Source organism: Propionivibrio sp. (assembly GCF_017995515.1).
In the GTDB taxonomy this organism is placed as follows: Bacteria; Pseudomonadota; Gammaproteobacteria; order Burkholderiales; family Rhodocyclaceae; genus Propionivibrio.
The window spans coordinates 13,370-37,996 of record NZ_JAGOIT010000024.1 but is presented as its reverse complement, the minus strand read 5'-3'; the positions used below and the strand labels follow the sequence as shown (position 1 = coordinate 37,996).

Here is a 24,627-nt window from a genome sequence, read left to right as displayed (position 1 = left end):
CGCGTCTTGAAGCGCCGGTGGACCCAGTAGTACTGCCCGGGCATGGTGAGGATCTTTTCCTCGATCCATCGGTTCATCCGTGCCGTGTCCGCTTCGGCGTCCTCGGTCGGGAAGTTCTCCCAGGCGTCGCCGATTTCGACGACGTAGCCTTGCCCGTCCGGCAGCATGCGCGTGACGCAGGAGAGTACCTTGGCGCCAGCAGCGCGTGACAGGCGTGAGAGCCCGGTGATCGTTGCTGTCGCGTGGCCGAAGAATGGCACGAAGATCGAACCTTGCCGGCGTGCGTTGAGGTCCGGCAGATAGTAGAAGGGCCTGCCCGCCTTCATGGCGCGCACCGTTGCGCGTACGCCGTCCTGGCGCGAGAGCAGTTGTTGGTTGCCGAAGCGGTTTCTGCCGCGCAGCAATAGCTTGTCGATGAGCGGATTAGTTTGCGCCGCGTAGATACTGACCGAGTCGAAGCGCATGGCGATGCCGACACCGCCGGCGTCGAGCGCGAGGAAGTGGGGCGCCAGCAGCATGACGGGCGTTCCCGCATCGAGCAACGAACGGATCTTGTCGGCGCCTTCAACGCGAATCAGGCGATCAAGGCGTTCCTTGCTGCTCCACCAGAGCAATCCGCGTTCGAGCAGGCTGCGCCCGAGCGCTTGGAAATGTTCAATTGCCAGTTGCTTGCGTTCTGCTGGCGAGAGATCGGGAAAGCACCATTCCAGGTTGATCGTCACGACCCGGCGGCGTTGCTTGCCAACGACGTAAAGCAATCGGCCAAATCCCCGCCCGACTGCTGCCAGCATGGGGAGTGGCAGAAAATGGAGTAGCCAGAGGATGAATATCGCGGGGTAGGTGAGGGCGCTGCGAAGCATGGTATCGGGGCGGTCGAAAAGCGGCAAAAAGTCGGTCGGTCGAGTGCGTGTCGTGTTGGTGGCGCATTGTATTGCCAATTACTTGCGCCAACCATCGTCGAAGCAACTGACGTTCGGCGCGGTTTTGCCTTCGACGACTCTATAATGCTCGGATTCTGGTGGCGGCAGGGCTGCGGGCTATGCGAATCAAGTTCTCGAAAATGCAGGGGCTGGGCAACGATTTTGTCGTGCTCGACGGCGTTCGCCAGTCACTGGCGCTGTCGCCCGAGCAGTTGCGCCATCTCGGCGACCGACATTTCGGCGTCGGCTGCGACCAGATTCTGCTGGTCGAAAAGTCCGCTCGGCCCGATGTCGATTTCCGCTACCGGATCTTCAACGCTGACGGTGGCGAAGTCGAGCAGTGCGGCAACGGCGCGCGTTGCTTCGTCCGTTTCGTGCATGAGCAGGGCTTGACCACCAAGCGCGAAATTCGTGTGGAGACCATGAAAGGAATCATCTCGCCGCGTCTGGGTGATGATGGCAATGTGACCGTCGACATGGGCATCCCGGAGTTTGAGCCGGCGAGGATCCCGTTCGTCAGCGACACCACCGAACTCGTCCAGCCGCTCGCACTCGATGGCGCGACCGTCGGCATCACCGCTGTCTCGATGGGCAACCCGCACGCCGTGCAGGTCGTCGTCGACGTCGATCGGGCGCCGGTGGCGATCCAGGGGCCGCAGATCGAAGCGCATCCGCGCTTCCCGCAGCGGGTGAACGCCGGTTTCATGCAGATCACCGGGCGTGATTCGATCCGCCTTCGCGTCTTTGAACGCGGTGCCGGCGAGACGCTGGCTTGCGGAACGGGTGCGTGCGCTGCCGTCGTCGCCGGAATTGCGCGCGGACTGCTCGATTCACCGGTGTGCGTGACCACGCGCGGCGGAGAACTCACGATTGCCTGGGGCGGCCGCGGGCTGCCTGTAATGATGACGGGTCCGGCGGTGACCGTCTTTCACGGAGAGATTGAACTATGAAGTCAGAGGAAATTGCGCAGTACCTGCAGGATCACCCACAGTTCTTCGAGGAGCATGCGGAGCTGATGTCGCACATGGTGATCCCGCATCCGCACGGCGGGCGGACGATCTCGATCACCGAGCGCCAGATGCTGAGCCTGCGCGACAAGAACAAGCAGCTCGAGGTCAAGATGAACGAGCTGCTCCAGTTCGGCGAGGAGAACGATTCGATCAGCGAAAAGATGCATCGTCTCGGTGTCGCGATGATCGCTGCCGCATCGTTCCAGTCGGTGCTGCACACGCTGAATTTCCATCTTCGCGACGACTTCTCCATTCCGCACGTGGCCTTGCGCCTCTGGAATCGCCCGGACAATGCGGATGAACTGCCGGAATTCACCGAGGTCAGCGCCGAATTGCAGGCGTTCGCCGAAACGTTGGGTCAGCCCTACTGCGGCTCAACCTCCGGTTTCGAGACGTCGTCGTGGTTCGGCGAGGCATCGAAGCAGGTACGTTCGCAGGCGCTGATCGCCATGCGCAACGGCGGCGGCACGATCGGCATGATCGCGCTCGGGAGCGAAGACGCGCAGCGTTTTTACGCCGGTATGGGCACGCTCTATCTCGAACGTCTTGGCGAAATGGCCTCGGCCGCGCTGGCGCGGGTCTTGCGTTAAGCGCCGATTCGACGCGGGTTCTCGATGTCGCCGCTCGACACGGTCGATCAATACCTCGACGAACTCGCGCAGCTGCGGCGGCAATCGTCGCACACGGTCAGCAACTACGGGCGCGATCTGCGGCTGTTGTGTGCCTTGATCGCTGAAACGAGCGACATCGACGCGTTCGCGACGGTGCGCTCGCATCACATTCGCCGCTTCGTCGCCCAACTCCATGCGCGTGGTCTTGGCGGACGTTCGCTGGCGCGCGCCCTATCCGCCTGGCGCGGTTTCTACCGTTGGCTTGGGCTGCGCGGCGAAACGGCGCTCAACCCGGTCGAGGGTGTGCGCGCGCCGAAAAGCCCCAAGCCCTTGCCCAAGGTTCTTTCGCCGGATGAGGCCAACCGCCTGCTCGACGTTTCGCCCGAAGATGCTGCGGCGATGCGCGACAAAGCGATGTTCGAGCTCTTCTATTCGTCCGGCTTGCGCCTCGCCGAACTCGCCACGCTCGACGTCGCGTGCCTCGAAGAAGTGAGGAATGGCGAAGTCCGTGTCCTCGGCAAACGCAACAAGGATCGTATCGTTCCGGTGGGCAGCCAGGCGCGCCTCGCGCTCGAAGCCTGGGCCTGCCATCGGAATGAGATGGCACTGTCGGACGAGATCGCTCTGTTTGTCGGCAAGCGTGGCCGCCGCATCAGTCCGCGCGTGATCGAGGAGCGACTCGCCCGTCTGGCGGTGGCGCAAGGACTGCCGATGCACGTTCACCCGCACATGCTGCGCCATTCGTTCGCCTCGCACGTCCTGCAATCATCGGGCGACTTGCGCGCGGTGCAGGAAATGCTCGGTCATGCCAGCATCGCCTCGACGCAGGTCTACACGCATCTTGATTTTCAGCATTTGGCGAAGGTCTATGACTCGGCGCATCCGCGCGCCCGGCGAAAATAGGCCGCTGTTCCGGGTGCAACCGGGTTGCATCTGATTTTCACGCTGTGGTTAAATTCAGCGTATCTCTCTGGCAGGTTTCTCCCCGTGTCGCCAACTCCTCTCGATGCCGATTCAGTCGCCGAGCAAATCCGCCGTTGCGGCGCGCGCGCGACGCCGGCGCGCATCCGTGTGCTGCAGGTGTTGCGCGCAACGCCGGGGGCCTTGAGTCACCACGAGATCGAACAGGCCTTGGGCGAATCGGCGCTCGATCGTGTGACGCTTTATCGCGTGCTCGACTGGCTGGTTGAAAACGGTCTGGCGCACAAGAGCGCCGACGCCCAGCGTGTGTTCCGCTTTTCCATCGCGGCCGAAAGCGAACACGCCAAGCACGTCCATTTTCGCTGCGACAGTTGCGGCAAGGTCTTCTGTCTCGATCAGGCCCCGCCGTCGCCGCCCGCCATGCCCGACGGTTTCTCGCTTTCGCGCGCCGACTTCGATTTGCGCGGCTGCTGTGCCAATTGCGGGCCGGAGAACCCGCCAACGACGAAGCTTGAATCGACGAGCAAGTGATAACCGAAGCATTGTTGCGGAATGAGTGTGACAAATTGCAGTCCCTTGGGCGATGTGTTAAAACAAGTCTCCGTTTTCCCATTTGCTGATTGTCCTGCCGGTATGGTTTTCTCCTTCTTCAAAAAAACGCCGCAAAAGATGGTGGCCAAACCAGCCGCCGTGCCGCGGCCGAAGGAAGGGGGGGCTGCGCCGCCGGAGGAAGCGAAGCCGGTACCCGTGCAGCCAGACAAGGCTTCAGACGAGGGAACGAACTTCACGGATTCTGCGATTGAGTTCTCCGACTTCGTGTTCAGCGAGAGTTCACCCGACTTTCAGATCGAAGGCGACGTTGATCCGATCGATGCGGCCATTGAAGAGGCCGCCGTGCTGTTCGCCAACGGCCAGGACGAGGCCGTGCGCGTGGTGCTGGAGAACGCGGTGCACGCCGCGCAGACGGCATCGGGCGAGCGCTTGTGGCTGATGCTCTTCGACCTTTATCGCCTGCTTGGGCAGAAGGTGCCGTTCGAGGCGCTGGCGATCGATTATGTGCGGGCGTTGGAGAAAAGCCCGCCGGCGTGGAAGGACGCCTCCGTCGGACGCGCGAAAGGCAAGCCGGCGAGTGCCGCGGCCGGCAGCGTGTTGTTCCGCGGTGAATTGACCGGCGACAATCAATCCGCTTTAGAGGCGATCCAGCAGGCACTCGAAAAGAACCCGAAGCTTCGCCTCGATCTGTCGAAGGTGACGCGTGTCGACGCCGGCGGTTGCGGCTTGCTGCTCGGCTGTCTGCAACGCGCCAGGAAGGCGCGCTGGGAAATCGAGCTGCTGGGACGGGAATCGCTGCTGGCGCTGATCGAACCATGCGTCGAAGTCGGTGTGCCCGAGAATCAGGAATGCTGGCTGCTGCTCATCGAACTCCTGCAACTGCAGGGGCAGCACGATGCGTTTGAGGATGCAGCAATCAATTACGCCGTGACCTTCGAGGTGTCGCCGCCTTCGTGGGAGGCGCAGCGCGTCGCCAAGCCCGAGCCCGAGGTGCAGGCGCCCGAGCCGGTCGTGCACGGCGAGACCTACGTGCTGTCGGGCGAAGTCAAGTCGTCGCGCTTCGTCGACCTGGCGGCCTACGCCGAAGTGCACAGTCCGGTCGTCATTTCTTGTGGCGCCTTGCGGCGCATTGATTTCATCAGCGCTGGGGCCTTGCTCAACGTTCTGTCGCTGGTCAAGCGCACGGGGCGGCAGATCGTTTTCCATCACCCCAATCATCTGGTCGCCGAACTGTTCGGCGTCGTCGGCCTGACGGCAGTCGCGGCCATCGTTTTCGAAAAACACTAGGACGTAGCAATGGAGCAATATCACGGCACGACCATTCTGTCGGTGCGTCGCGGCAATCGCGTCGCCATGGGCGGCGACGGCCAGGTGACGCTGGGTAACATCGTCATCAAGGCGAGCGCGCGCAAGGTCCGGCTGATTCATCAGGGGCGGATTCTGGCCGGCTTTGCCGGCGGTACCGCCGACGCGTTTACGCTGTTCGAGCGCTTCGAAGCCAAGCTCGACAAGCATCAGGGCAATCTGCTGCGTTCGGCGGTGGAACTGGCCAAGGATTGGCGCAGCGATCGTGCCTTGCGTCGACTGGAAGCGATGCTCGCAGTCGCCGATCGCGACAACTCGCTGGTCATCACCGGGAACGGCGACGTGCTCGAACCGGAGCAGGGCATCGTCGCCATCGGTTCCGGCGGCGCCTACGCGCAGTCGGCGGCGCGCGCGCTGATCGAAAATACCGAGATCGAGCCGGTCGAGGTGATCCGCAAGTCGCTCGAGATCGCCGGCGACCTGTGCATCTACACGAACCGCAACTTCACGATCGAGTCGCTTGACTAAATTCCCAGGGCGACGCTGAAGCCGTCGTAGCGCGCCTCGATTTCGGCAAAGCGCGCCGAAAGCTTCGGCCAGGAGAGGCCGAGGCTGGCGCGGGCGAGGTCCGATAGTTCGGCCACCCGGTTGTTTGGTTGCTCGCCGAGGTCCAGCGCGTGGCTGAGGACTTCGCAGACGTGGATCAGGTTGCCGATCTCGCTGCCCACTTCGTCAGGCTCGTGGTGGGCGACGATCGCCTCGACGATTTCCTCCGGCAGCTTCCAGGACAGCGCCAGCGTTTTCCCCGCATCCGTGTGGCTGTAGCCGAATACCGTGCGTTCGGCGTCGAGCAGCGCGACGTCTTCACTGGTCCTCAGTTCCAGCACCCGCAGGTAGCTTGCCGGACTGGCGGTATGCATCAGCAATTGGCCGATGTCGTGCAGCAGGCCGCCGGTGAACGCCATGTCGGGGTTGATGCCGCACTCTTCGGCGACGACCTGTGCGCAGGCGGCGACGCCGAGCGAGTGGCGCCAGAGGATGCGCGTGTCGAAGCCCGATCCCTGGTGGTCGAAGCGGTGGCTCAGCGCCGATGCCAGGACGATGCTGACGACGCGATTGGCGCCGAGGACGAGGAAGGCCTGCCTGGCCGAATGGATGCGCGTCGACAGCCCGGAACCGACCGAATTTGCCGCCGCGAGCAGGCGGGCGACGATGACCGGGTCCGAATTGATGTGATGGGCGAGCGTGTCGATGTCGGCGCTCTCGTCGCTGAGCGAGCGCATCAGGTAATGCACGACTTCCGGCAGCGACGGCAGCTTATCCGTCCAGGTGCCGAGGTCTTCCAGGCGCGGCGCGCTCATCGCGTGTTCTCCAGCCGGTAGTCGAGGACGGCCTTCTGCAGTGCGTTGCGCGACTCACTGCCCTGGCCGCGAAAGATGTAGGCGACGCGCGCTTCGGCGGCGGCCAGTTCGCTGGCGATGGCGTCGGCGTCGCGCGTATCGGCAACGAGCACGGCCATCGCTTCGACACCGCGGCGGATCAGGCGGTCGAGCATTGCCGAGTCGAGCACGGCGCCGGCGGCGAGCAGCGTGTTGCCTTCGCGGTCGGTGACCGCCCTGGCCAGCGTCATGCCGGGAGCGACTCGTCCGGGCGACAAGCACAGCGCGCGTGTTTTCATTCACAGCTCCAGTCGGCGATTCGGCGTGAGTTGAGTTCGCGCGAGTTTGCCACAGCGGTGGGACGATGAGAACATAACGCCCTTGTTCCGTTTGATAGTGCAGAACCGCCATGACGCAGATGACTCCGCAGGAAATCGTTCACGAACTCGACAAGCACATCGTCGGCCAGGGCAAGGCCAAGAAGGCCGTGGCGATTGCGCTGCGCAACCGCTGGCGGCGCGCGCAGGTCGGCGAGCCGTTGCGCCAGGAGATCACGCCGAAAAACATTCTGATGATCGGGCCGACCGGCGTCGGCAAGACCGAGATCGCGCGCCGCCTGGCGCGGCTGGCCAACGCGCCGTTCATCAAGATCGAGGCGACGAAATTCACCGAGGTCGGCTACGTCGGGCGCGACGTCGAAACGATCATCCGCGATCTCGCCGAAATCGCCATCAAGAACGGCCGCGAGGTGGCGATGAAGGCGGTGCGCATGCGCGCCGAGGATGCGGCCGAGGATCGCATCCTCGACGTGCTGCTGCCGCCGGCGAAGGGCGGTTTCTACAACGACACGCAATCGACCGACGAGAACGCGACGCGGCAGAAATTCCGCAAGAAGCTGCGCGAGGGCGAGCTCGACGACAAGGAGATCGAAATCGAAGTCGCCGGGCCGTCGATGCAGGCCGAGATTTTTGCGCCGCCGGGCATGGAAGAACTGACGACGCAGATCCAGGGCATGTTCCAGAACATGGGCGGGGCGCGCAAGAAGTCGCGCAAGCTGAAGATCAGCGAGGCGCGCAAGCTGCTCATCGACGAAGAGGCCGGCAAGCTGGTCAATGACGAGGAAGTGAAGCTCGACGCCGTGCGCAATGTGGAGCAGAACGGCATCGTCTTCCTCGACGAGATCGACAAGATCACCTCGCGCAGCGATTCGCACGGCGCCGATGTCTCGCGCCAAGGCGTGCAGCGCGACCTGCTGCCGCTCGTCGAAGGGACGACGGTGTCGACCAAGTACGGCATGATCCGCACCGACCACATCCTGTTCATCGCCAGCGGCGCCTTCCATCTGGCCAAGCCGTCCGACCTGATCCCTGAACTGCAGGGGCGCTTTCCGATCCGCGTCGAACTCGATTCGCTGTCGGTCGCTGACTTTGAACGCATCCTGACGCAGACCGACGCCTGCCTGACCATGCAGTATCAGGCGCTGATGGCGACCGAGGGCGTGACCCTCGAATTCGAGGCCGACGGCATCCAGCGCCTGGCCGAGGTGGCGTGGTCGGTCAATGAACGGACCGAGAACATCGGCGCGCGCCGGCTGTACACGGTGATGGAGCGCTTGCTCGAAGAAGTGTCGTTCAGCGCCGGCAGCAAGGGCGCCGAGGCGATCCGCATCAACGCCGAGTACGTCGATAGCCGCCTGACCGAGCTCGCCAGGAACGAGGATCTCTCGCGCTTCGTGCTGTAGTCGTTTTTGCTCTGCGAAGAATTCACCCAGCCGGGCGGCGAGTTGCTCCGGCTGGTCGTGATGCAGGTTGTGCCCGCAGTCGTCGATCAATACTTCGCGTACCCGGGCGAAGCAGTTCATGCGCGCCTGGTAATCCTCGGGATTGGCGGCGAAGGGCTTCATCATCACCGAATCGCGTCCGGCGACCCACAGCGTCGGCGCGCTCACGCGGCGCCAGCAGGCCTTGGCCTCGTCGAGCGGATAGAGCACCGGGTTGATCCAGCGATGGCGCGGGTCGCCGGCGAAGACGAAGCCGAAGCCGTCCTCCGTGGCCAGCGTTGCGTGTTCGGCGATGAAGGTGGCACGCTCGGCCGTCAGGCGCGGATTGTCGCCGCACATGCCGTTGACGGCGGCCGTTGTTTAGTAACTCTCGTTGAAGCCGCGAATCTGGCGCCGTGCCTTCTTCGTCGGGCGGCCGCGCAGGTCGCTGCCGGGGCTGGGCGCGAGTTTGCGCGCGTCCTTCGCCGCTTCGCGTCGGGCGCTGCTCTCCGGCGTCTCGGCGTAAAGCTGCTGCGCCTCGCTCGCCGGCCGGCGTTGCTCGTTGAGGCCGCACACCGCGATCGTCCACTTGACGTCGCCGATCGCGATGTCGAGCAGGTCGCCCACGCGCAGGTCGCGAGCGGGCTTGACCGCGTAGCCGTTGAGCTTGACATGCCCGCCATGAATCGCCTGCGTGGCGAGCGAGCGGGTCTTGAAGAAGCGGGCGCACCACAGCCACTTGTCGATGCGCTGGCTGGTAAGCGGGGAACTTTCGGTGGTTGCCATGAGGTCTTTATTGAAACGTGCTGCTAATCGGCTTCGAACGCGGCGTGCGCCGCCTGTTCCTTGCGCGTGAAGCGGTCGAGGTAGAGGTAGATGACGGGCGTCAGGTACAGGGTGAGCACCTGTGAGAGCAAGAGGCCGCCGACGACGGCAAGACCGAGCGGTTGCCGCACTTCGGCGCCGGCGCCCCAGCCGGCGGCAATGGGCAGCGTGCCGACGAGCGCGGCCATCGTCGTCATCATGATCGGGCGGAAGCGGATCAGGCAGGCCTGGAAGATCGCCTCGCGCGCCGGCGTCTTCTCGTGGCGCTGCCGCTCGAGCGCGAAGTCGATCATCATGATCGCGTTCTTCTTGACGATACCGATCAGCATGATGACGCCGACGAAGGCGTAGAGGCTGAGGTCGACGCCGAAGAGCATGAGCGTGATTAGCGCGCCGAGCGCCGCCGACGGCAGCCCGGAGAGGATGGTCAGCGGATGGATGAAGCTCTCGTAGAGGATGCCGAGCACGAGATAGACGACGAGCACGGCGATCAGCAGCAGGATGCCGAGTCCCTGCAGCGACGCCTCGAAGGCCTGGGCGGTGCCCTGCAACCCCGTGTTGAGCGACGCCGGCAAGCGCAGTTCGGCTTCCCGCGCCTTGATGCGGTCGACCGCCTCGCCGAGCGAAACGCCGGGTTGCAGGTTGAACGAGATGGTGACCGAGGGCAGCTGGCCTTGGTGGTTGATCGTCAGCGCTTCGGTTGAACGCCGAACGTGCGTTACGGTGTCGAGCGGGATCAGCTTGCCGTTGGAGGCGCGCACGTGGATGCGCGCGAGCATGGCCGGGTCGCTCTGGAATTCCGGGGCGACTTCGAGGATCACCTGATACTGGCTCGCCGCGCCGTAGATCGTCGAGATCTGGCGCGAACCGTAGGCGCTTTGCAACGCGTCCTCGACCTGCGCGAAGCCGAGGCCGTAGCTGGCGATCTTGTCGCGGTCGACCTCGATCTCGACGACCGGCCGCTGATTGTTGAGGTTGCTGGTGACGTCGACGAAACCGGGCAGCTGGCGGATTTCCCCGAGCAGGACGTCGGTCCAGTGGTAGAGCTCCTTGAGGTCGGTGCTCTGCAGCGTGTATTGGTAGAGCGACGACGTCTGCTGGCCGCCGATGCGGATTGCCGGCGGGTTCTGCATGTAGACCTTGATGCCGGGAACGGCGGCGAGCTTGGGGCGCAACGCCTGGATGATCTCGTCGGCCGACAGCGCGCGTTCGCTGCGCGGCTTGAGGATCAGGTTGAGCGAGCCGGTATTCGCCGTCGAGCGCGGCCCGCCGCCGCCCACCGACGACATGAACGAGCGGACATTCGCGTCCTGCGCGATGATCGCCGCGACGGCGCGCTGGCGCTCGATCATCGCGGCAAAGGAGATGTCCTGCGCGCCTTCGGTCGATGCGGTGATCTGCCCGCTGTCGCCGCTCGGCAGGAATCCTTTCGGGATCGACGAAAAGAGCATTGCGCTGAGCACGACGGTGGCGAGAAAACCGACGAGTACCGTGCGCGGGTGCGCCATGGCGGCACGCAGCGTCGTTTCATAGAGCCGGAGCCAGGCGTCAAAGAAACGCTCGAAGAGGCGGAAGACGCGTCCGTGTTGCTCTGGCCGGGAATGGCGCAGGTAGCGGCTGCACAGCATCGGCGTCAGCGTCAGCGAGACGACACCGGAAACCAGGATCGCCGCGCAGATCGTCACCGCGAACTCGTGCAGCAGACGGCCGACGATGCCGCGCATGAACAGCACGGGAATGAACACGGCGATCAGCGAGACGGTCATCGAGATGATCGTGAAGCCGATTTCTCGCGAGCCCTGGATCGCCGCCTGCATCGGCGTTTCGCCGCGTTCGATGTGGCGGATGATGTTCTCGAGCATGACGATCGCGTCATCGACGACGAAGCCGACGGCGAGGGTGAGCGCCAGCAGCGAGAGGTTGTCGAGACTGAAACCGAGCGCGTACATGGCAGCGAACGTTCCGATGACCGAGATCGGCAGCGCCAGCGCCGGGATGACCGTCGCCGACAGGTTGCGCAGGAATAGCAGGATGACCAGGATGACGAGGAAACCGGCGATGAGGAGCGTGACCTGGACGTCATGCACGCTCTCGCTGATCGAGATGCTGCGGTCGTAGAGCGTGTTCATCTCGATTGCCGCCGGCAGGTTGGCCTGGAAACTGGGCAGGAGCTTCTCGATCGAGCGGACGGTCTCGATCGTGTTGGCGCCTGGCTGGCGCTGGATGGCGAGTACGATCGCGCGCTTGTCGACGTTCCAGCTGGCGATGCGCTGGTTCTCGACGCCGTCGATCGGCGTCGCGACGTCCTCGAGCCGGATCGGCGCGCCGTTGCGCCAGGCGACGATCAGCGGCCGATAGTCGGCAGCGGTCTGCAACTGGCCGTTGTCCTTGATCGAAAAGCTCTGCCGCGCGCCGTCGAAGACGCCGAGCGGCTGGTTGACGTTGGCGGCGGCGATCGCCTTCTGCAGCTCGTCGATGCCGAGATCGCGGGCGACGAGCTGGTCCGGGTTGGTGCGGATGCGCACGGCGTATTTCTGCGAACCGAAAACGAGCACCTGCGCGACGCCGGCGACGGTCGACAGGCGCTGCGCGAGCTGCGTCTCGGCGTACTCGTTGACCACCGGCAACGGCAGCGTCGGCGACGAGAGGGCGATGAAGTAGACCGGCGAGTCGGCCGGGTTGACCTTGCGGAACGAGGGCGGCGAGGGCATGCCCGACGGCAGCTTGCGCTGCGCGGCGGCGATCGCCGACTGCACGTCCTGCGCGGCGGCGTCGATGTTGCGATCGAGCGAGAACTGCAAGGTGATCGACGTCGAGCCCTGCGCGCTGGTCGAACTTATCGAGTCGAGGCCGGCGATCGTCGAGAACTGGCCTTCGAGCGGCGTCGCCACCGCAGCGGCCATCGTCTCCGGCGACGCACCGGGCAGGCTCGCGCTGACCGAGATGGTCGGGAAATCGACGTTGGGCAGTTCGGACACCGGCAGCGCGCGGTAGGCGATGACGCCGAAGATGACGAAGGCCGCCATCAGCAGCGTCGTCATCACCGGGCGGCGGATGCAAAGCTCGGGCAGGTTCATCAGGCGCCCTGTGGTGCGTTGGCCTTCGGGCCGTCGGTCTTCCCGGCGGGCGCCTTGTCGCCTTCCTTGATCTTCACCTTGGCGCCCGGCGTCAGACGCAGGTGGCCGTCGGTGACGACCGTCTCTCCGGTTGCCAGTCCCTTCGCTACGGCGGTTGTTTGCGCGTCGGACGCAGCTGTCTCGATGCGGCGCATCTCGACCGTGCCGTCGCTGACGACGACATAGACGAAGTTGCCTTCCGCGCCTTGCTGCACGGCTTCGTCGGGGACGGTCACGGCGTTCGCCAGCGTGTCGAGAATCAGGGACACGTTGAGGAACTGTCCCGGCGTCAGCAATTCGTCGGCGTTGTCGAGTTCGGCCTTGACGAGGATGGTGCCGGTCGCCGCGTCGACGGCGTTGTCGATGAAACGGACCACGCCGGAAAAACGACCGGTTGCGTCGTTCGGTGCCTGTGCCTCGATCTTGAGCGCGCCCGCCTGCATTGCTGCGCGCAGTCGTGGCAGGTGCTTCTCCGGGATCGGAAAGGAAACGTGCAGGGGCTGAACGCGGTTGATCACCGCCAGCGTCGTATCGTTGGTCTTGACGGTTGAGCCGGGGAAGACCAGCCGGGCGCCGATGACGCCGGAAATGGGGGCGCGTATCTCGGTGTAGGAACGCTGCAGGCGTGCGACTTCGACGGCCGCCTTGCTCGCGCGCAGGTTCGCCAGCGCGGCCGCTTCGTTCGTGCGTGTGTCGTTAACCTTCTCTTCGGAGACGAAATTGCGGTCCTTGAGCGCCATGTAGCGCGTCGTGTCGGCGCGCGTCTTGGCCAGCAGCGCTTCGTCGCGCGCCACGCCCGCTTCGGCTTGCGCCAGCCGCGCGGCGAAGTCGGCCGGGTCGAGGCGAATCAGCAGGTCACCCTGCCTGACGTGTTGCCCCTCGGAAAAGAGCAGCGCGGCGACCTGTCCGTCGACGCGCGCTTTCAGCGCCACGCTCTCGAAGGCTTCCGCGCGACCGACGACTTGCAGGCGGATCGGCATGTCCCGCGCCACGGCCTGGGCTACCGCCACGGGAACCGGCGGCGTCTCCGGTCGCTTCTTTGCACCGCCCTCGCTGCACGCGCCCAGCGCAAGAAAACTTGCGAGCAGGAGGGCTGTGCGAACGGCGTTCAAGGCAATATGCTTTCCAGCGCGTAGAGTTCCTCGATCGTCTCGCGGCGCCGGATCAGGTGCATTTGCGTTCCGTCGACCATCACTTCGGCAACGCGCGGGCGGGTGTTGTAGTTGGAGCTCATCACCATGCCGTAGGCGCCGGCCGACAGGACGGCGAGCAGATCGCCGGGCTGGACGTTCAAGGCGCGCTGGTGGCCGAGAAAGTCGCTCGACTCGCAGACCGGGCCGACGATCTCCCAGTCGCTGCCCGCACCGTCGCGCGGCACGACCGGCACGATGTCGTGCCAGGCGTCGTAGAGCGCCGGGCGCGCGAGGTCGTTCATCGCCGCGTCGACGATGGCGAAATTCTTCGCCTCGCCGGGCTTCAGGTATTCGACGCGCGTGAGCAGCGCGCCGGCGTTGCCCACCAGGCGTCTTCCCGGTTCCAGCATGATCTTCAGTCCTCGTCCCTTGAGTTCGTCGAGCAGCGGTTGCAGGTAGGAGCTGACGGAGGGCTCTTCTTCGTCCTTGTAGCGGATGCCGAGTCCGCCGCCGAGGTCGATGTGGCGCAGCTCGATGCCGTTGCACCGGAGTTGGTCGATGAGTTGCAGCAGCTTGTCGAGCGCTTCGGCGAAGGGTGCCGGGTCGAGCAGTTGCGAGCCGATGTGGCAGTCGATGCCGACAACCTCCAGGTTGGGCAGCGCGGCGGCCTGCTGGTAGATCTTGAGCGCATCCTCGTAGGCGACGCCGAACTTGTTTTCCTTGAGTCCTGTCGAAATGTACGGGTGCGTCTTGGCATCGACGTTCGGATTGACGCGCAGGCTGATCGGCGCTTTCTTCCCTAGCTTACCGGCGACGGCGTTGAGGCGATCGAGTTCAGGCGCGGATTCGACGTTGAAGCAGTGAATACCGGTTTCCAGGGCAAAGGCCATTTCCGAAGCCGACTTGCCGACGCCGGAAAAGACGATTTTCTTAGGATCGGCGCCGGCGGCGAGCGCACGCTTCAACTCGCCGAGCGAGACGATGTCGAATCCGGCGCCGAGGCGCGCGAAGACGTTGAGCACCGCGAGGTTCGAATTGGCCTTGACCGCGTAGCAGATCAGCGAATCGACGCCGTCGAGTTCGCGCTTGAACTCGTCGAAAGCGGCTTCAAGCGCGGCGCAGGAGTAGACGTAGCACGGCGTGCCGAAGCGCTCGGCGACGTCGGAAAGCGGGACGGATTCGGCGTGCAGTTGGCCGTTCTTCAGCGAGAATGCGTTCATCAGGAGGGTACTTTTGCCGTGTTAAGATCGGTTGAAGTGAGCGTTGTCGGCCGCGTGGCGTTGCTAGCGGCCGATTCTTTGGGCGGTTGCGGCAGGGTCAGCGGGCCGCGCGTGCCGCAGGCGCCAAGCAGGGTCGAAACCAGCAGGATGGTCAGCGTGAGTTGTTGGCGCATGGGAATAACCGAAATTGAAAAATGGTAGCACGGGATGAATGATAGCGAATTCAACGCACTGGCCGACGAGGCGCTGACGCGGATCGAGGCCGGGCTGGAGCGGAGCGGCGCCGATCTGGATTTTGCGATGATCAGTTCGGGCGTGCTCGAGATCGAGTTTCCCGACGGTGGCAAGATCGTCGTGAACCGTCACGCGGCGGCCCGGGAAATCTGGGTGGCCGCGCGCTCAGGCGGTTTTCACTTCCGCTGGGATGGCAGCGTCTGGCGCAATACCCGCGATCAAAGCGAGTTGATGGCGTCGCTTTCCGTGCTGCTGACTGCGCAGTCGGGCGAATCGATCAAGCTCGACTGATCCGGAGCGCGATCAGTCGACCGGGTTTGATTCCTCGTCCTGCGGGGGCGGTTCGGATTCCACGTCCGCAGGCGGAACGTTCTCCTGATAGAAAAACTCCTTGCGCGGTCCCTTGCCGGAACCGGTAATCTCCATCGCCACGAGTCCGTCGGGCTGCGGCATGACCGACTCGGGCACGTCTTTCAACGCGGTTGCCATGTAGCCGATCCAGGCGGGCAGCGCCGCCGATCCGCCGGTTTCACCCTTGCCGAGATTCTTGGGTTGATCGAAACCGATCCACGAGCAACCGACGACCGTTCTCTGGTAGCCACAGAACCACGCATCGACATGCTCGTTGGTGGTGCCGGTCTTGCCGGCGAGATCGCGTCGTTTGAGCGTGCCCGAGGCGCGTGCCGCGGTCCCGTAGAGGGTGACGTCGCGCAGCATGCTGTCCATCAGATACGCGTTGCGCGGGTCGATCACCAGCAGCGATTCGTCGCCGGCGGTGACCGGCTTGCTTTCGGCCAGCACGTTGCCGTTCGCATCGCGGATGTCGCGCACGATGTACGGCTGAACCCGATAGCCGCCATTGGCAAATACCGAATAGCCGGCCACCATTTGCCAAGGCGTGACGGACCCCGCGCCGAGCGCCATCGTCAGGTAGGCCGGGTGCTTGTCGGCGTCAAACCCGAAACGCGTTGCGTAGTCCTGAATGAATTGCACGCCACTGGCTTGCAGGAGTCGAATCGAGACCATGTTCTTCGACTTGGCCAGCGCTGTCCGCAGGCGCATCGCGCCTTCGTACTTGCCGTCATAGTTCTTCGGCTCCCATGCCCGGCTGCCGGTTACCGACGCAGGGAAGCTGATCGGGTCGTCCTGTACGATGGAAGCCGGGGTGAAGCCTTTTTCGAGCGCGCCGGAATAGATGAATGGCTTGAAGCTCGATCCCGGTTGGCGCCACGCCTGCGTGACATGATTGAACTTGTTGCGGTTGAAGTCGAATCCGCCAATCAACGAACGAATCGAACCGTCCTGTGGGTCGGCCGACAGGAAAGCGGCCTCGACCTCCGGCATTTGCGTAATCCGCCAGTTGTTCTTGGCGTCTGTCTGTACCCGGATGACCGCGCCGCGGCGCAAGCGCTTGTTGGCGGGTGCCTTGTCGTCAATCATGCGGGCTGCGAACTTCAGACCGTCGCCGCTGATCGTGATTACGTCACCGCCGCGCCGGTACGCGCGAATCTGTTTTGTGTCGCTGCTCAGGACAATCGCTGGATGCATATCTTCGGAATCGTGATAGTCCTGCAGCAGTTCGTCGAGCGCTTCGTCCTGTTCGGACTTGATGTCCGTCATCTCGACGTAGGCTTCTGCGCCGCGATAACCGTGTCGACGGTCGTAATCGAGCACATTGCGCCTGAGGCTCGCGTACGCCGCCTCCTGATCTTCCTGGTGGATGGTGGTGTAGACCTTCAAGCCCGCACTGTAGACGTCGTCGGGAAAACGATCAGCCGCAATCTGCCGTGCCATCTCGGCGACGTACTCGGCATGGACCGGGAACACGTTGGTTTCGCGCTTTACGATCAGGGCCTGCTTGGTCGCCGTTTCGTGTTGTTCGGCATTGATGAAACCGAGTTCGTGCATTCTGCGCAGTACGTATTGCTGCCTTAGGCGTGCGCGTTTGGGGTTAACCACCGGATTGAATGCCGACGGCGCTTTAGGCAATCCGGCCAGCATCGCCGCTTCGGCGATGGTCAGTTCCTTGAGCGACTTGCCAAAGTAGATCTGTGCCGCGGCGCCAAAGCCGTACGCGCGCTGCCCCAGGAAAATCTGGTTGATGTACAACTCGAAAATCTGATCCTTGCTGAGATTTCGTTCGATCTTGAACGACAGCAACGCCTCGTAGAGCTTGCGGACGTAAGTCTTTTCCGATGAAAGGAAGAAGTTCTTTGCCACCTGCTGCGTGATTGTTGACGCTCCTTGGCGCCGGCTGCCGCCAACGAAATTGCTGACCGCCGCACGCAGAATGCCTTGCGCGTCGACGCCACCGTGCTGGTAAAAGCGTTCGTCCTCCGCTGCCAGAATCGCTTGCTTCATCACTTCCGGAACATCGGGAAAGCGAATGATTTCGCGCCGTTCCTCGCCAAACTCGCCAATCATCTGGCCGTCGACCGTGAAAACGCGGAGCGGAATCTTGGGGCGATAGTCCGTCAATACTTCAAGCGACGGCAGATTCGGGTAAGTGAGCGTCAGGACGACGACAACCATTGCGATCGCGATCGCGAACAGTCCGACGACGAACAGGATGGGATAGAGAATCCAGCGGGAAAGGTTAGGCAAAGCGAGTTCCGGTGGTGAGCAACACCCGCTGATTATAATCTCTGGCCCACTTGGTCGGTACAGGGCGGTTTTCGTACAATTGCCCGGATCCTAATGGCTTTACATGACGGATACTTGTTGCTAGGATCTAAAGTAGATTATCTATAAGTGCGCTAACTACCAATTATTCAAGGGTTTTTTCGGGGGTGGCAATTTGCAACTCGATCTATCGATCTTTAATCCTAAGGCGCGCTCCCTCATTGGTCTTGATATCAGTTCTTCTGCCGTCAAGATGGTCGAGTTGGGAAGCGATGGAAAAGGTGGTTTCCGGGTAGAGCGCTACGCGATTGAGGTATTGCCGAGGGATGCGGTAGCTGACGGCAATATCGTCAATCTGGAAGCGACCGCCGAGGCGATTCGGCGTGCGTGGAAGCGCTTGGCTACCTCAACGCGCTCGGTGGCGATTGCGTTGCCAACGTCGCACGTGATTACAAAAAAGATCATTGTGGCTGCAGGGCTGCGCGAGCAGGAATTGGAACTGCAGGTCGAGTCTGAGGCAAATCAGTACATACCTTTCGCGCTTGAGGAAGTGAATCTCGACTTCCAGATTGTTGGACCGGCGCCCTCGTCACCGGACGAGATCGAGGTTCTGATAGCCGCATCGAGAAAGGAAAAGGTCGAAGATCGTGTTGCGGTTGTTGAGTCCGCCGGCCTCAAGGCTGTGGTCATGGATGTCGAGTCCTATGCGGCGCTTGCCGCCTTTGATCTGATCTCGAAGCAACTTCCCGAAGGCGGCAAGGGGCAAGTAATCGCGCTGGTGGATATTGGCGCCAACGTGATGAGCCTCACGGTGCTTCGCGATGGGCAGCAACTGTATGGTCGGGAGCAGGCTTTTGGTGGCAATCAACTGACACAGGATGTCGCCCGTCTTTTTGGCATGACTTTCGAGGAAGCCGAAACAGAAAAGCGCCGTAATAACCTGCCCGACAATTACGAATCCGAAGTACTGCAACCTTTTGTTGAAAGCATGGCGCTGGAGGTTTCCAGAGCGCTACAGTTTTTCTTTACGTCGACGCAGTTTAACCAGGTAAGTCACATTGTTCTTTCGGGAGGGTGTGCGGTGCTTCCAGGGGCGGATGAGGCCGTTGCGTCGCGGACGCAAATCAACACGGTGGTCGCCAATCCGTTTGCGGACATGCTTCTTTCGGAGCGAGTCAAGGCCAAAAATCTCCTGCAGGATGCGCCTTCGCTGGTCGTCGCTTGTGGTCTCGCCTTGCGGAGGTTTGACGAATGATTCGAATCAATCTACTTCCGCATCGGGAGGAAAAGCGGAAGGCCAGGCGGCAGCAGTTTTACGGATTGCTCGTCCTGGTTTCCGTTTTGGCCGGTCTGATTGTTTTTCTGACTTACTCAATTATCGACGGCTATATCACCTCCCAAGAGGCGCGGAATAGCTTCCTGAAGTCGGAGATAGCCGCTCTCGACAAGCAAATCGACGAAATCAAGAAGTTGAAGGAGCAGACACAAGCGTTGCTCGCGCGCAAGCAAATCATCGAGTCGTTGCAGCGAGACCGGGCTGAAGCGGTTCGTTTGTTGAGCGAACTTGTAAAGCAGATGCCTGAGGGGGTTTATCTCCGGTCCATCAAGCAGGAAAACGCGAAAATATCGCTTGTTGGTTATGCGCAATCGAGTGCCCGAGTATCGACCCTGATGCGGAATATCGAAGCTTCACCGTGGCTGGAAAGACCTCAGTTGGTCGAAATCAAGGCGGTCCAGGTGGAGAAAAGGCGTTTGAATGAATTCAGCCTGTTTGCATTTCTCAAGCGTGAATCGCCTGAGGGGGGTAAGAAATGAGTGCCGCGTCTCCCGCGAAGCTTGATTTGAAGTCACTTGCTGATGATTTTCGTAATCTCAGTCCCAACGATGTCGGCGCTTGGCCTCTTCTTCCGAGAGTCGCGGTACTGCTCGGTCTTTTCGTGGCGATCCTTGCTGCGGGATGGTGGTTCGTCTGGAACGACCAGTTAGGCGTCCTTGAAGAACGTCGTCTGGAAGAAGGCCGTCTCCGGGAGGAGTTTGTTACCAAGAAGACACAGGCTGTCAATCTTGAGTTGTATAAGCAGCAAATGAACGAGATCGATCGCTCGTTTGGCGCGCTTTTGAAACAACTGCCAAACAAGGCCGAGATTGAGTCCTTGCTCATCGAGATCAATCAATCCGGAATGGGACGGGGTTTGCAGTTCGAGTTGTTCAAGCCAGGTCAGGAAGTGCAGAAGGACTTCTATGCAGAATTGCCCGTTACCGTGCGGCTTACGGGGAATTATCATGACTTGGGTGCGTTCGCGGGGGATATCGGGCGACTATCCAGAATCGTGACGCTCAACAGTATTTCGATAGCCTCCAATCAGCAGGCAAAGGATGGGAGCCTGGTGATGGATGCGGTGACAAAGACTTTCCGCTACCTTGATGACGAGGAACTGGCTGCCAAGAAAAAGGCGGAAAAGAAAGCCACCAAGGGTAAGAAAAAATGAAAAAGTCCATTGTCGTGCTGCTAAGCATGCTGCTGCTTGCTTGCTCAAATACCGAGCATGAAGACTTGCGTCAATGGATGTCGGAGACCTCTAAAGGTATCAAGGGCAAGATTCCTGAATTGCCGCAAGTGAAGCCGTATGAGGCTGTGCCTTACGACGTGGGAAATCTCCTTGATCCGTTCAAACCAGGAAAAATCGGACCGGATCAGAAGAAGGGAGGCGGAGGTGGTTTGCAGCCTGATCTCGACCGTCCGCGCGAACCGCTTGAGGCGTATCCGCTCGAGTCCTTGAAGTATGTCGGGGTAATGACCAGGAAGGGTACTTCATTCGCGATCGTCCTGGTCGACGGTGCCCTGTATCAAGTCCGGGCAGGGAATTACATGGGGCAAAATTTCGGCGTTATTACCCAGATCTCCGAGTCTGAGTTGAAATTGAAAGAACTGGTTCAGGATCCGGCCGGGGATTGGACCGAAAGAGAGAGTGTGCTTATGTTGCAGGGACAGGAGGGGAAAAAGTGAGAAAAATCAGAGGTTGCCTGCTAAGCATGGTCTTGTGGTTCGGCCTGTCAGTAATCTCGGTACATGCTCAGGATACGGGCCAAAATTCCATTGAGGCGATGACGGTCGCTCAACAAGGGAGTGTGGTCAACGTAAAGATGACCTTCAAAGAGCCGCTGAGCGAACTGCCGTCGGGTTTCAGTGTGGCCAAGCCAGCGCGTATTGCGCTCGATTTCCCCAACGTCGCGAATGGCTTGAGAGCCTCGTCGCAGGTCTATAACGAAGGTGCGCTGAAGAGCGCGAACATCATTCAGGCCGATGGCCGCACGCGAGTCGTTCTGAATCTGACGCAAGCGATGACCTACGAGACAGCCATTGACGGGAATGCACTGGTTCTTTCATTAACGCCGAGTGCCAAGGATGGTGGCGCCGCGCCGCGTGTCGAGCATTTCTCGCAGGCAAGTCCTTCGCAAGACAGGAATAGCATTCGCGATATCTCGTTCCGCCGTGGCAAAGACGGTGAGGCAAGAATTAGCGTTGATCTTGCCGACTCGAATGCCGGTATCGATATTCGTCAGCAGGGCGAGCGGCTTGTTGTCGACTTTGTCAAAGTCGGAGTCCCTGAAATGCTGCGCAAGCGCATGGACGTGACCGACTTTGCGACTCCTGTCGTGTCGATCAACACGATTCAGCAAGGTGCAAATGCCCAGATGACGATTAGTCCAAAGGGGTTGTGGGAGCACAACGCCTATCAGACGGACAATCAATTCGTAATCGAGGTCAAGCCCGTCGTCGAAAATCCGAACAAACTGGTGCAAGGCTCGCGCGGGGGGTACCAAGGCGAGAAATTGTCGCTCAACTTCCAGAATGTTGATGTCCGACGACTGCTTCAGGTTATTGGCGAGTTTACCGGGATGAACATGGTGGTGAGCGACTCGGTCGGTGGCTCCATTACATTGATTTTGAAAGACGTTCCTTGGGATCAGGCGCTCGATATCATCCTGCAGCAGAAAGGGCTCGATATGCGCAAGAACGGGAATGTCATCATGATTGCGCCGCGGGAAGAGATCGCTACGAAAGAGAAGCTTGAATTTGAATCAAAAGCGCAGATTGGCGATCTTGAGCCCTTGAGAACTGAGAGCTTCCAGATGAACTACATTAAAGCAGCTGATGTTCAAAAGCTTCTGGTCGATCCGAAACAGACCTTGCTTTCAAAGCGCGGTAGCGCTCTCCTCGACGATCGTTCCAACATGATGTTCGTCAAGGACACGCCGAGCCGCCTGGATGACGTGCGGGAAATGATCGCAAAAGTCGATACTCCGGTTCGTCAAGTGATGATTGAGGCAAGAATTGTCGAGGCTGGCGATAGCTTTGCCAAGAACATCGGTGTTCGGCTGGGGTTCAACGACACGACGGGAGGAGGAGACTCAGGAGTCGCGGTTGGCGGTAGTCTTGATGCAACAGGCTACATGACTGGTCAGGTGAGTACAAAGGCAACACTGACAAACGCGAGTTCCGTGAATCTTCCTGCGACGCCCCGCGCGGGAAATGCGGGGGTGTTTTCGATGATCCTGTTCAATAGTGCGAAGACCAAGTTCTTGAACGCTGAGATCTCGGCGCTTGAGGCGGATGGCCGGGGCAAGGTGATATCAAGTCCGCGCGTGATGACTGCCAATCAGATCGAAGCCATTATCGAGCAAGGCGTGGAAATTCCCTATCAACAGGCAACGAGTTCTGGTGCAACGAGTGTTTCCTTCCGCAAGGCAAATCTATCGTTGAAGGTCAAGCCACAGATTACGCCGGACGGGAAAATCACGATGTCGCTGGATATCAACAAGGACACGCCAAACACTACGTTGTCGACGGGGGCCGGTGTTGCCATCGATACGAAGCACGTGAAAACGGAGGTGTTGGTTGAGAACGGTGGAACCGTTGTCATCGGTGGGGTTTATACGCAGACGATTCGCGACAATACGCAGCGAATCCCCTTCTTCGGCGATCTCCCGTATATTGGCTGGCTGTTCAAGAACCGGGAATGGATCGACGATAAAACGGAACTCCTGGTATTTATTACCCCGAAGATCGTCGCTGAAGGGTTAAGCGTCCGCTAGATGCTCTTTCAGTCTTGATGTCCGATGAGGGGTGGTGATTCAGAGAAATCTTCCACCCCTCAGCGTTTTTTGCGGCGTCGATGTCGATTCGACGAGTTGTTGCGTCTGCTGCCGCCTTCGCGGGGATTGTCTCGCTGGTACAGGAATCTGCCGAGCACGGGACTTCCTCTGTAAAATCATAACGGTCTGTCCGAATACTGATGCGGTGCACGTTGGTGAAACAAAATCTGTATCGGGTCGTGGCGGGACGTGTGCCGATTGGCGCGCTCATGTCGATCGCCAAGGCTGCTGGTTGTGGAATACTGAGTTAGTGAATAAAGAGCAAAACAGTTCGAATGTCTACTTGGTCGGCCTGATGGGGTCGGGCAAGACCACGATCGGCCGGATTCTCGCCAAACGATTGGGCTTGGTGTTCATGGACACGGATCGAGAGGTCGAAGAGCGAACCGGCGTAAGTATCCCGACGATCTTCGAGATCGAAGGGGAGGATGGGTTTCGGCGCCGGGAGTCGCAAGTCGTCGAAGATTGCACCAGGATGTCGAACGCGATCGTTGCGACCGGCGGCGGGGTTGTGTTGCGACCGGAGAATCGCGAGAACCTGACCAAAAGCGGGTTCGTGGTTTACCTGAATGTCCCGCCACACATCCTGTGGGAGCGAACACGCGCCGACAAGAACCGTCCGCTGCTTAAGGTTGATGATCCGTTAGGCAAGCTTCAGCAGCTCTTTGCGCAACGCGACCCCCTCTACCGGGAAGTTGCGGACTTGGTGGTCGATGGAAGCCGCATTAACGCACAGGGCGTAACGCAATTGTTGATGAAGGAATTTGGAAATCGATGGAGTCATTGAGCGTTTCGCTGGCAGATAGAAGCTATCCGATCCACATTGGCGCGGGCGTTGCCGCGCGTGCCGACCTGCTGCTCCCGCATCTTGTACATCCGAAGGCGGTTATTGTCACCAATACGACGGTTGCTCCGCTTTATGCCGACGCTTTGTCCGGGCTGTTGCGAAATGCCGGTGTCGACTCATCGAACCTGCTATTGGCGGACGGCGAGCAATTCAAGAACTGGGAAGCGCTGAATTCGGTATTCGACTTCCTGCTTGAGAAACGTTGTGATCGAAGCACCACGCTGATTGCCCTGGGGGGCGGAGTGGTCGGGGATCTCACGGGCTTTGCTGCGGCTTGCTACCAGCGGGGGGTTCCGTTCATTCAGGTTCCGACAACTTTGCTGGCGCAGGTCGACTCCTCCGTTGGCGGCAAGACCGCGATCAACCACCCGCGCGGAAAGAACATGATCGGTGCGTTCTATCAGCCCGAGGTCGTGCTGGCCGACACCGACGTTCTGACAACGCTGCCGGACAGAGAACTGCGTGCGGGCTTGGCCGAGGTCATCAAGTACGGCCTGATACGCGACCTGCCGTTCCTGGAGTGGCTCGAGCAGAATCTCGACGACGTGCTGGCTCGTCGGCCCGACGCACTGGTGTTTGCGATTGCACGTTCCTGCAAGAACAAAGCTGAGGTCGTCTCTGCGGACGAAAGGGAAAAGGGCGAGCGGGCATTGCTGAATCTCGGGCACACCTTTGGTCATGCGATCGAGGCGGGTATGGGGTACGGCGCCTGGCTGCACGGTGAGGCGGTCGCGGCGGGAACGATGATGGCGGCAGACCTGTCGCGCCGACTGGGGTGGCTGAACGACGGCGACGTTGAGCGAATTGATGCCCTGTTTCGTCGGGCAGGACTGCCGACTGTCGGGCCGGCACTGGCGCCGGCGAAGTACCTCGAACTCATGCAGCACGACAAGAAGGTTCAGAACGGGAAGATGAACCTCGTCCTGCTTGAACAGATCGGTCGTGCCGTATCGACCAGCGCCGCTCCCCTGTCGGACGTTACCCAGGCGATTACCAGCCGGACGTGACGCGGTCGG

At 61.1% G+C, this 24,627-nt stretch carries 24 protein-coding genes; 15 read left to right on the top strand and 9 right to left on the bottom strand.

The window, feature by feature from the left end; all coding sequences use genetic code 11:
• A partial coding sequence (locus KBA32_RS06000) for a lysophospholipid acyltransferase family protein (protein WP_294356483.1) occupies positions 1–860 on the bottom strand: 860 nt, incomplete at its 3' end.
• Between the two features lie 179 nt (positions 861–1,039).
• On the opposite strand from KBA32_RS06000, the gene dapF reads away from it, so the two are divergent.
• The 6 genes from dapF (at position 1,040) to hslV (ending at position 5,847) form a co-directional block, all read left to right on the top strand.
• Positions 1,040–1,870 (top strand): diaminopimelate epimerase, encoded by an 831-nt coding sequence (gene dapF, locus KBA32_RS05995; protein WP_294356481.1) that lies wholly within the window; start codon positions 1,040–1,042, stop codon positions 1,868–1,870.
• A complete protein-coding gene (locus KBA32_RS05990; RefSeq protein ID WP_294356478.1) occupies positions 1,867–2,520 on the top strand; it encodes a DUF484 family protein in 654 nt (217 codons plus the stop codon). Before dapF ends, KBA32_RS05990 begins: the two co-directional genes overlap by 4 nt.
• A 24-nt stretch (positions 2,521–2,544) precedes the next feature.
• Entirely contained in the window at positions 2,545–3,444 is a 900-nt protein-coding gene (xerC, locus tag KBA32_RS05985) for a tyrosine recombinase XerC (RefSeq protein ID WP_294356476.1), read from the top strand.
• An 84-nt stretch (positions 3,445–3,528) separates the two neighbouring features.
• Positions 3,529–3,993, top strand: a complete 465-nt coding sequence (locus KBA32_RS05980) for a Fur family transcriptional regulator (protein ID WP_294356474.1) — start codon at positions 3,529–3,531, stop codon at positions 3,991–3,993.
• Positions 3,994–4,131: 138 nt separating this feature from the next.
• Entirely contained in the window at positions 4,132–5,301 is a 1,170-nt protein-coding gene (locus KBA32_RS05975; protein ID WP_294356472.1) for an STAS domain-containing protein, read from the top strand.
• Between the two features lie 9 nt (positions 5,302–5,310).
• Positions 5,311–5,847 carry an ATP-dependent protease subunit HslV gene (hslV, locus tag KBA32_RS05970; protein WP_294356469.1) on the top strand — a complete coding sequence of 179 codons (537 nt, stop codon included), beginning with the start codon at positions 5,311–5,313 and terminating at the stop codon, positions 5,845–5,847.
• Here the strand turns inward: hslV and KBA32_RS05965 are convergent.
• Positions 5,844–6,680, bottom strand: a complete 837-nt coding sequence (locus KBA32_RS05965; RefSeq protein WP_294356467.1) for an HDOD domain-containing protein — start codon at positions 6,678–6,680, stop codon at positions 5,844–5,846. The genes hslV and KBA32_RS05965 overlap by 4 nt on opposite strands.
• A complete protein-coding gene (locus KBA32_RS05960) occupies positions 6,677–6,997 on the bottom strand; it encodes a hypothetical protein (protein WP_294356466.1) in 321 nt (106 codons plus the stop codon). The genes KBA32_RS05965 and KBA32_RS05960 overlap by 4 nt, the downstream gene beginning before the upstream one ends.
• 110 nt (positions 6,998–7,107) lie before the next feature.
• Here KBA32_RS05960 and hslU point away from each other — a divergent pair, with 110 nt between their 5' ends.
• Entirely contained in the window at positions 7,108–8,439 is a 1,332-nt protein-coding gene (hslU, locus tag KBA32_RS05955; RefSeq protein WP_294356464.1) for an ATP-dependent protease ATPase subunit HslU, read from the top strand.
• Between the two features lie 399 nt (positions 8,440–8,838).
• Here hslU and KBA32_RS05950 read toward each other — a convergent pair whose 3' ends face one another.
• The 5 genes from KBA32_RS05950 to KBA32_RS05930 are packed head-to-tail and all read right to left on the bottom strand — an operon-like array spanning position 8,839 to position 14,924.
• Entirely contained in the window at positions 8,839–9,243 is a 405-nt protein-coding gene (locus tag KBA32_RS05950) for an RNA-binding S4 domain-containing protein (RefSeq protein WP_294356462.1), read from the bottom strand.
• A 23-nt stretch (positions 9,244–9,266) separates the two neighbouring features.
• Entirely contained in the window at positions 9,267–12,359 is a 3,093-nt protein-coding gene (locus KBA32_RS05945) for an efflux RND transporter permease subunit (protein WP_294356460.1), read from the bottom strand.
• On the bottom strand, positions 12,359–13,510 hold the full coding sequence (locus KBA32_RS05940; protein ID WP_294356458.1) for an efflux RND transporter periplasmic adaptor subunit: 1,152 nt from the start codon (positions 13,508–13,510) through the stop codon (positions 12,359–12,361). Before KBA32_RS05940 ends, KBA32_RS05945 begins: the two co-directional genes overlap by 1 nt.
• The gene (gene lysA, locus KBA32_RS05935) at positions 13,507–14,751 is read right to left on the bottom strand and encodes a diaminopimelate decarboxylase (RefSeq protein WP_294356456.1); all 1,245 of its coding nucleotides are present in this window, start codon (positions 14,749–14,751) and stop codon (positions 13,507–13,509) included. The genes KBA32_RS05940 and lysA overlap by 4 nt, the downstream gene beginning before the upstream one ends.
• Positions 14,751–14,924 carry a lipoprotein gene (locus tag KBA32_RS05930; protein ID WP_294356454.1) on the bottom strand — a complete coding sequence of 58 codons (174 nt, stop codon included), beginning with the start codon at positions 14,922–14,924 and terminating at the stop codon, positions 14,751–14,753. Before KBA32_RS05930 ends, lysA begins: the two co-directional genes overlap by 1 nt.
• A 34-nt stretch (positions 14,925–14,958) precedes the next feature.
• Between KBA32_RS05930 and cyaY the strand changes: the two genes are divergently transcribed.
• Entirely contained in the window at positions 14,959–15,276 is a 318-nt protein-coding gene (gene cyaY, locus KBA32_RS05925) for an iron donor protein CyaY (RefSeq protein WP_294356452.1), read from the top strand.
• A gap of 12 nt (positions 15,277–15,288) precedes the next feature.
• Here the strand turns inward: cyaY and KBA32_RS05920 are convergent, their stop codons facing one another.
• A complete protein-coding gene (locus tag KBA32_RS05920) occupies positions 15,289–17,589 on the bottom strand; it encodes a penicillin-binding protein 1A (protein WP_367113751.1) in 2,301 nt (766 codons plus the stop codon).
• 193 nt (positions 17,590–17,782) lie between these two features.
• Between KBA32_RS05920 and KBA32_RS05915 the strand changes: the two genes are divergently transcribed.
• The 7 genes from KBA32_RS05915 to aroB all read left to right on the top strand — a co-directional run bounded on the left by KBA32_RS05915 (position 17,783) and on the right by aroB (position 24,618).
• The gene (locus tag KBA32_RS05915; RefSeq protein ID WP_294356450.1) at positions 17,783–18,862 is read left to right on the top strand and encodes a pilus assembly protein PilM; all 1,080 of its coding nucleotides are present in this window, start codon (positions 17,783–17,785) and stop codon (positions 18,860–18,862) included.
• A complete protein-coding gene (locus KBA32_RS05910; protein ID WP_294356448.1) occupies positions 18,859–19,422 on the top strand; it encodes a PilN domain-containing protein in 564 nt (187 codons plus the stop codon). Before KBA32_RS05915 ends, KBA32_RS05910 begins: the two co-directional genes overlap by 4 nt.
• Positions 19,419–20,096: a type 4a pilus biogenesis protein PilO gene (locus KBA32_RS05905; RefSeq protein WP_294356446.1), complete on the top strand. Its 678-nt coding sequence runs from the start codon at positions 19,419–19,421 to the stop codon at positions 20,094–20,096. The genes KBA32_RS05910 and KBA32_RS05905 overlap by 4 nt, the downstream gene beginning before the upstream one ends.
• Positions 20,093–20,614 (top strand): pilus assembly protein PilP, encoded by a 522-nt coding sequence (locus KBA32_RS05900; protein WP_294356444.1) that lies wholly within the window; start codon positions 20,093–20,095, stop codon positions 20,612–20,614. Before KBA32_RS05905 ends, KBA32_RS05900 begins: the two co-directional genes overlap by 4 nt.
• Complete coding sequence (pilQ, locus tag KBA32_RS05895; RefSeq protein WP_294356443.1) at positions 20,611–22,704, top strand: type IV pilus secretin PilQ; 2,094 nt, start codon at positions 20,611–20,613, stop codon at positions 22,702–22,704. The genes KBA32_RS05900 and pilQ overlap by 4 nt, the downstream gene beginning before the upstream one ends.
• Positions 22,705–23,014: 310 nt before the next feature.
• On the top strand, positions 23,015–23,551 hold the full coding sequence (locus tag KBA32_RS05890; protein ID WP_294356441.1) for a shikimate kinase: 537 nt from the start codon (positions 23,015–23,017) through the stop codon (positions 23,549–23,551).
• A complete protein-coding gene (aroB, locus tag KBA32_RS05885; protein WP_294356440.1) occupies positions 23,539–24,618 on the top strand; it encodes a 3-dehydroquinate synthase in 1,080 nt (359 codons plus the stop codon). Before KBA32_RS05890 ends, aroB begins: the two co-directional genes overlap by 13 nt.
• Positions 24,619–24,627 lie beyond the last annotated feature (9 nt).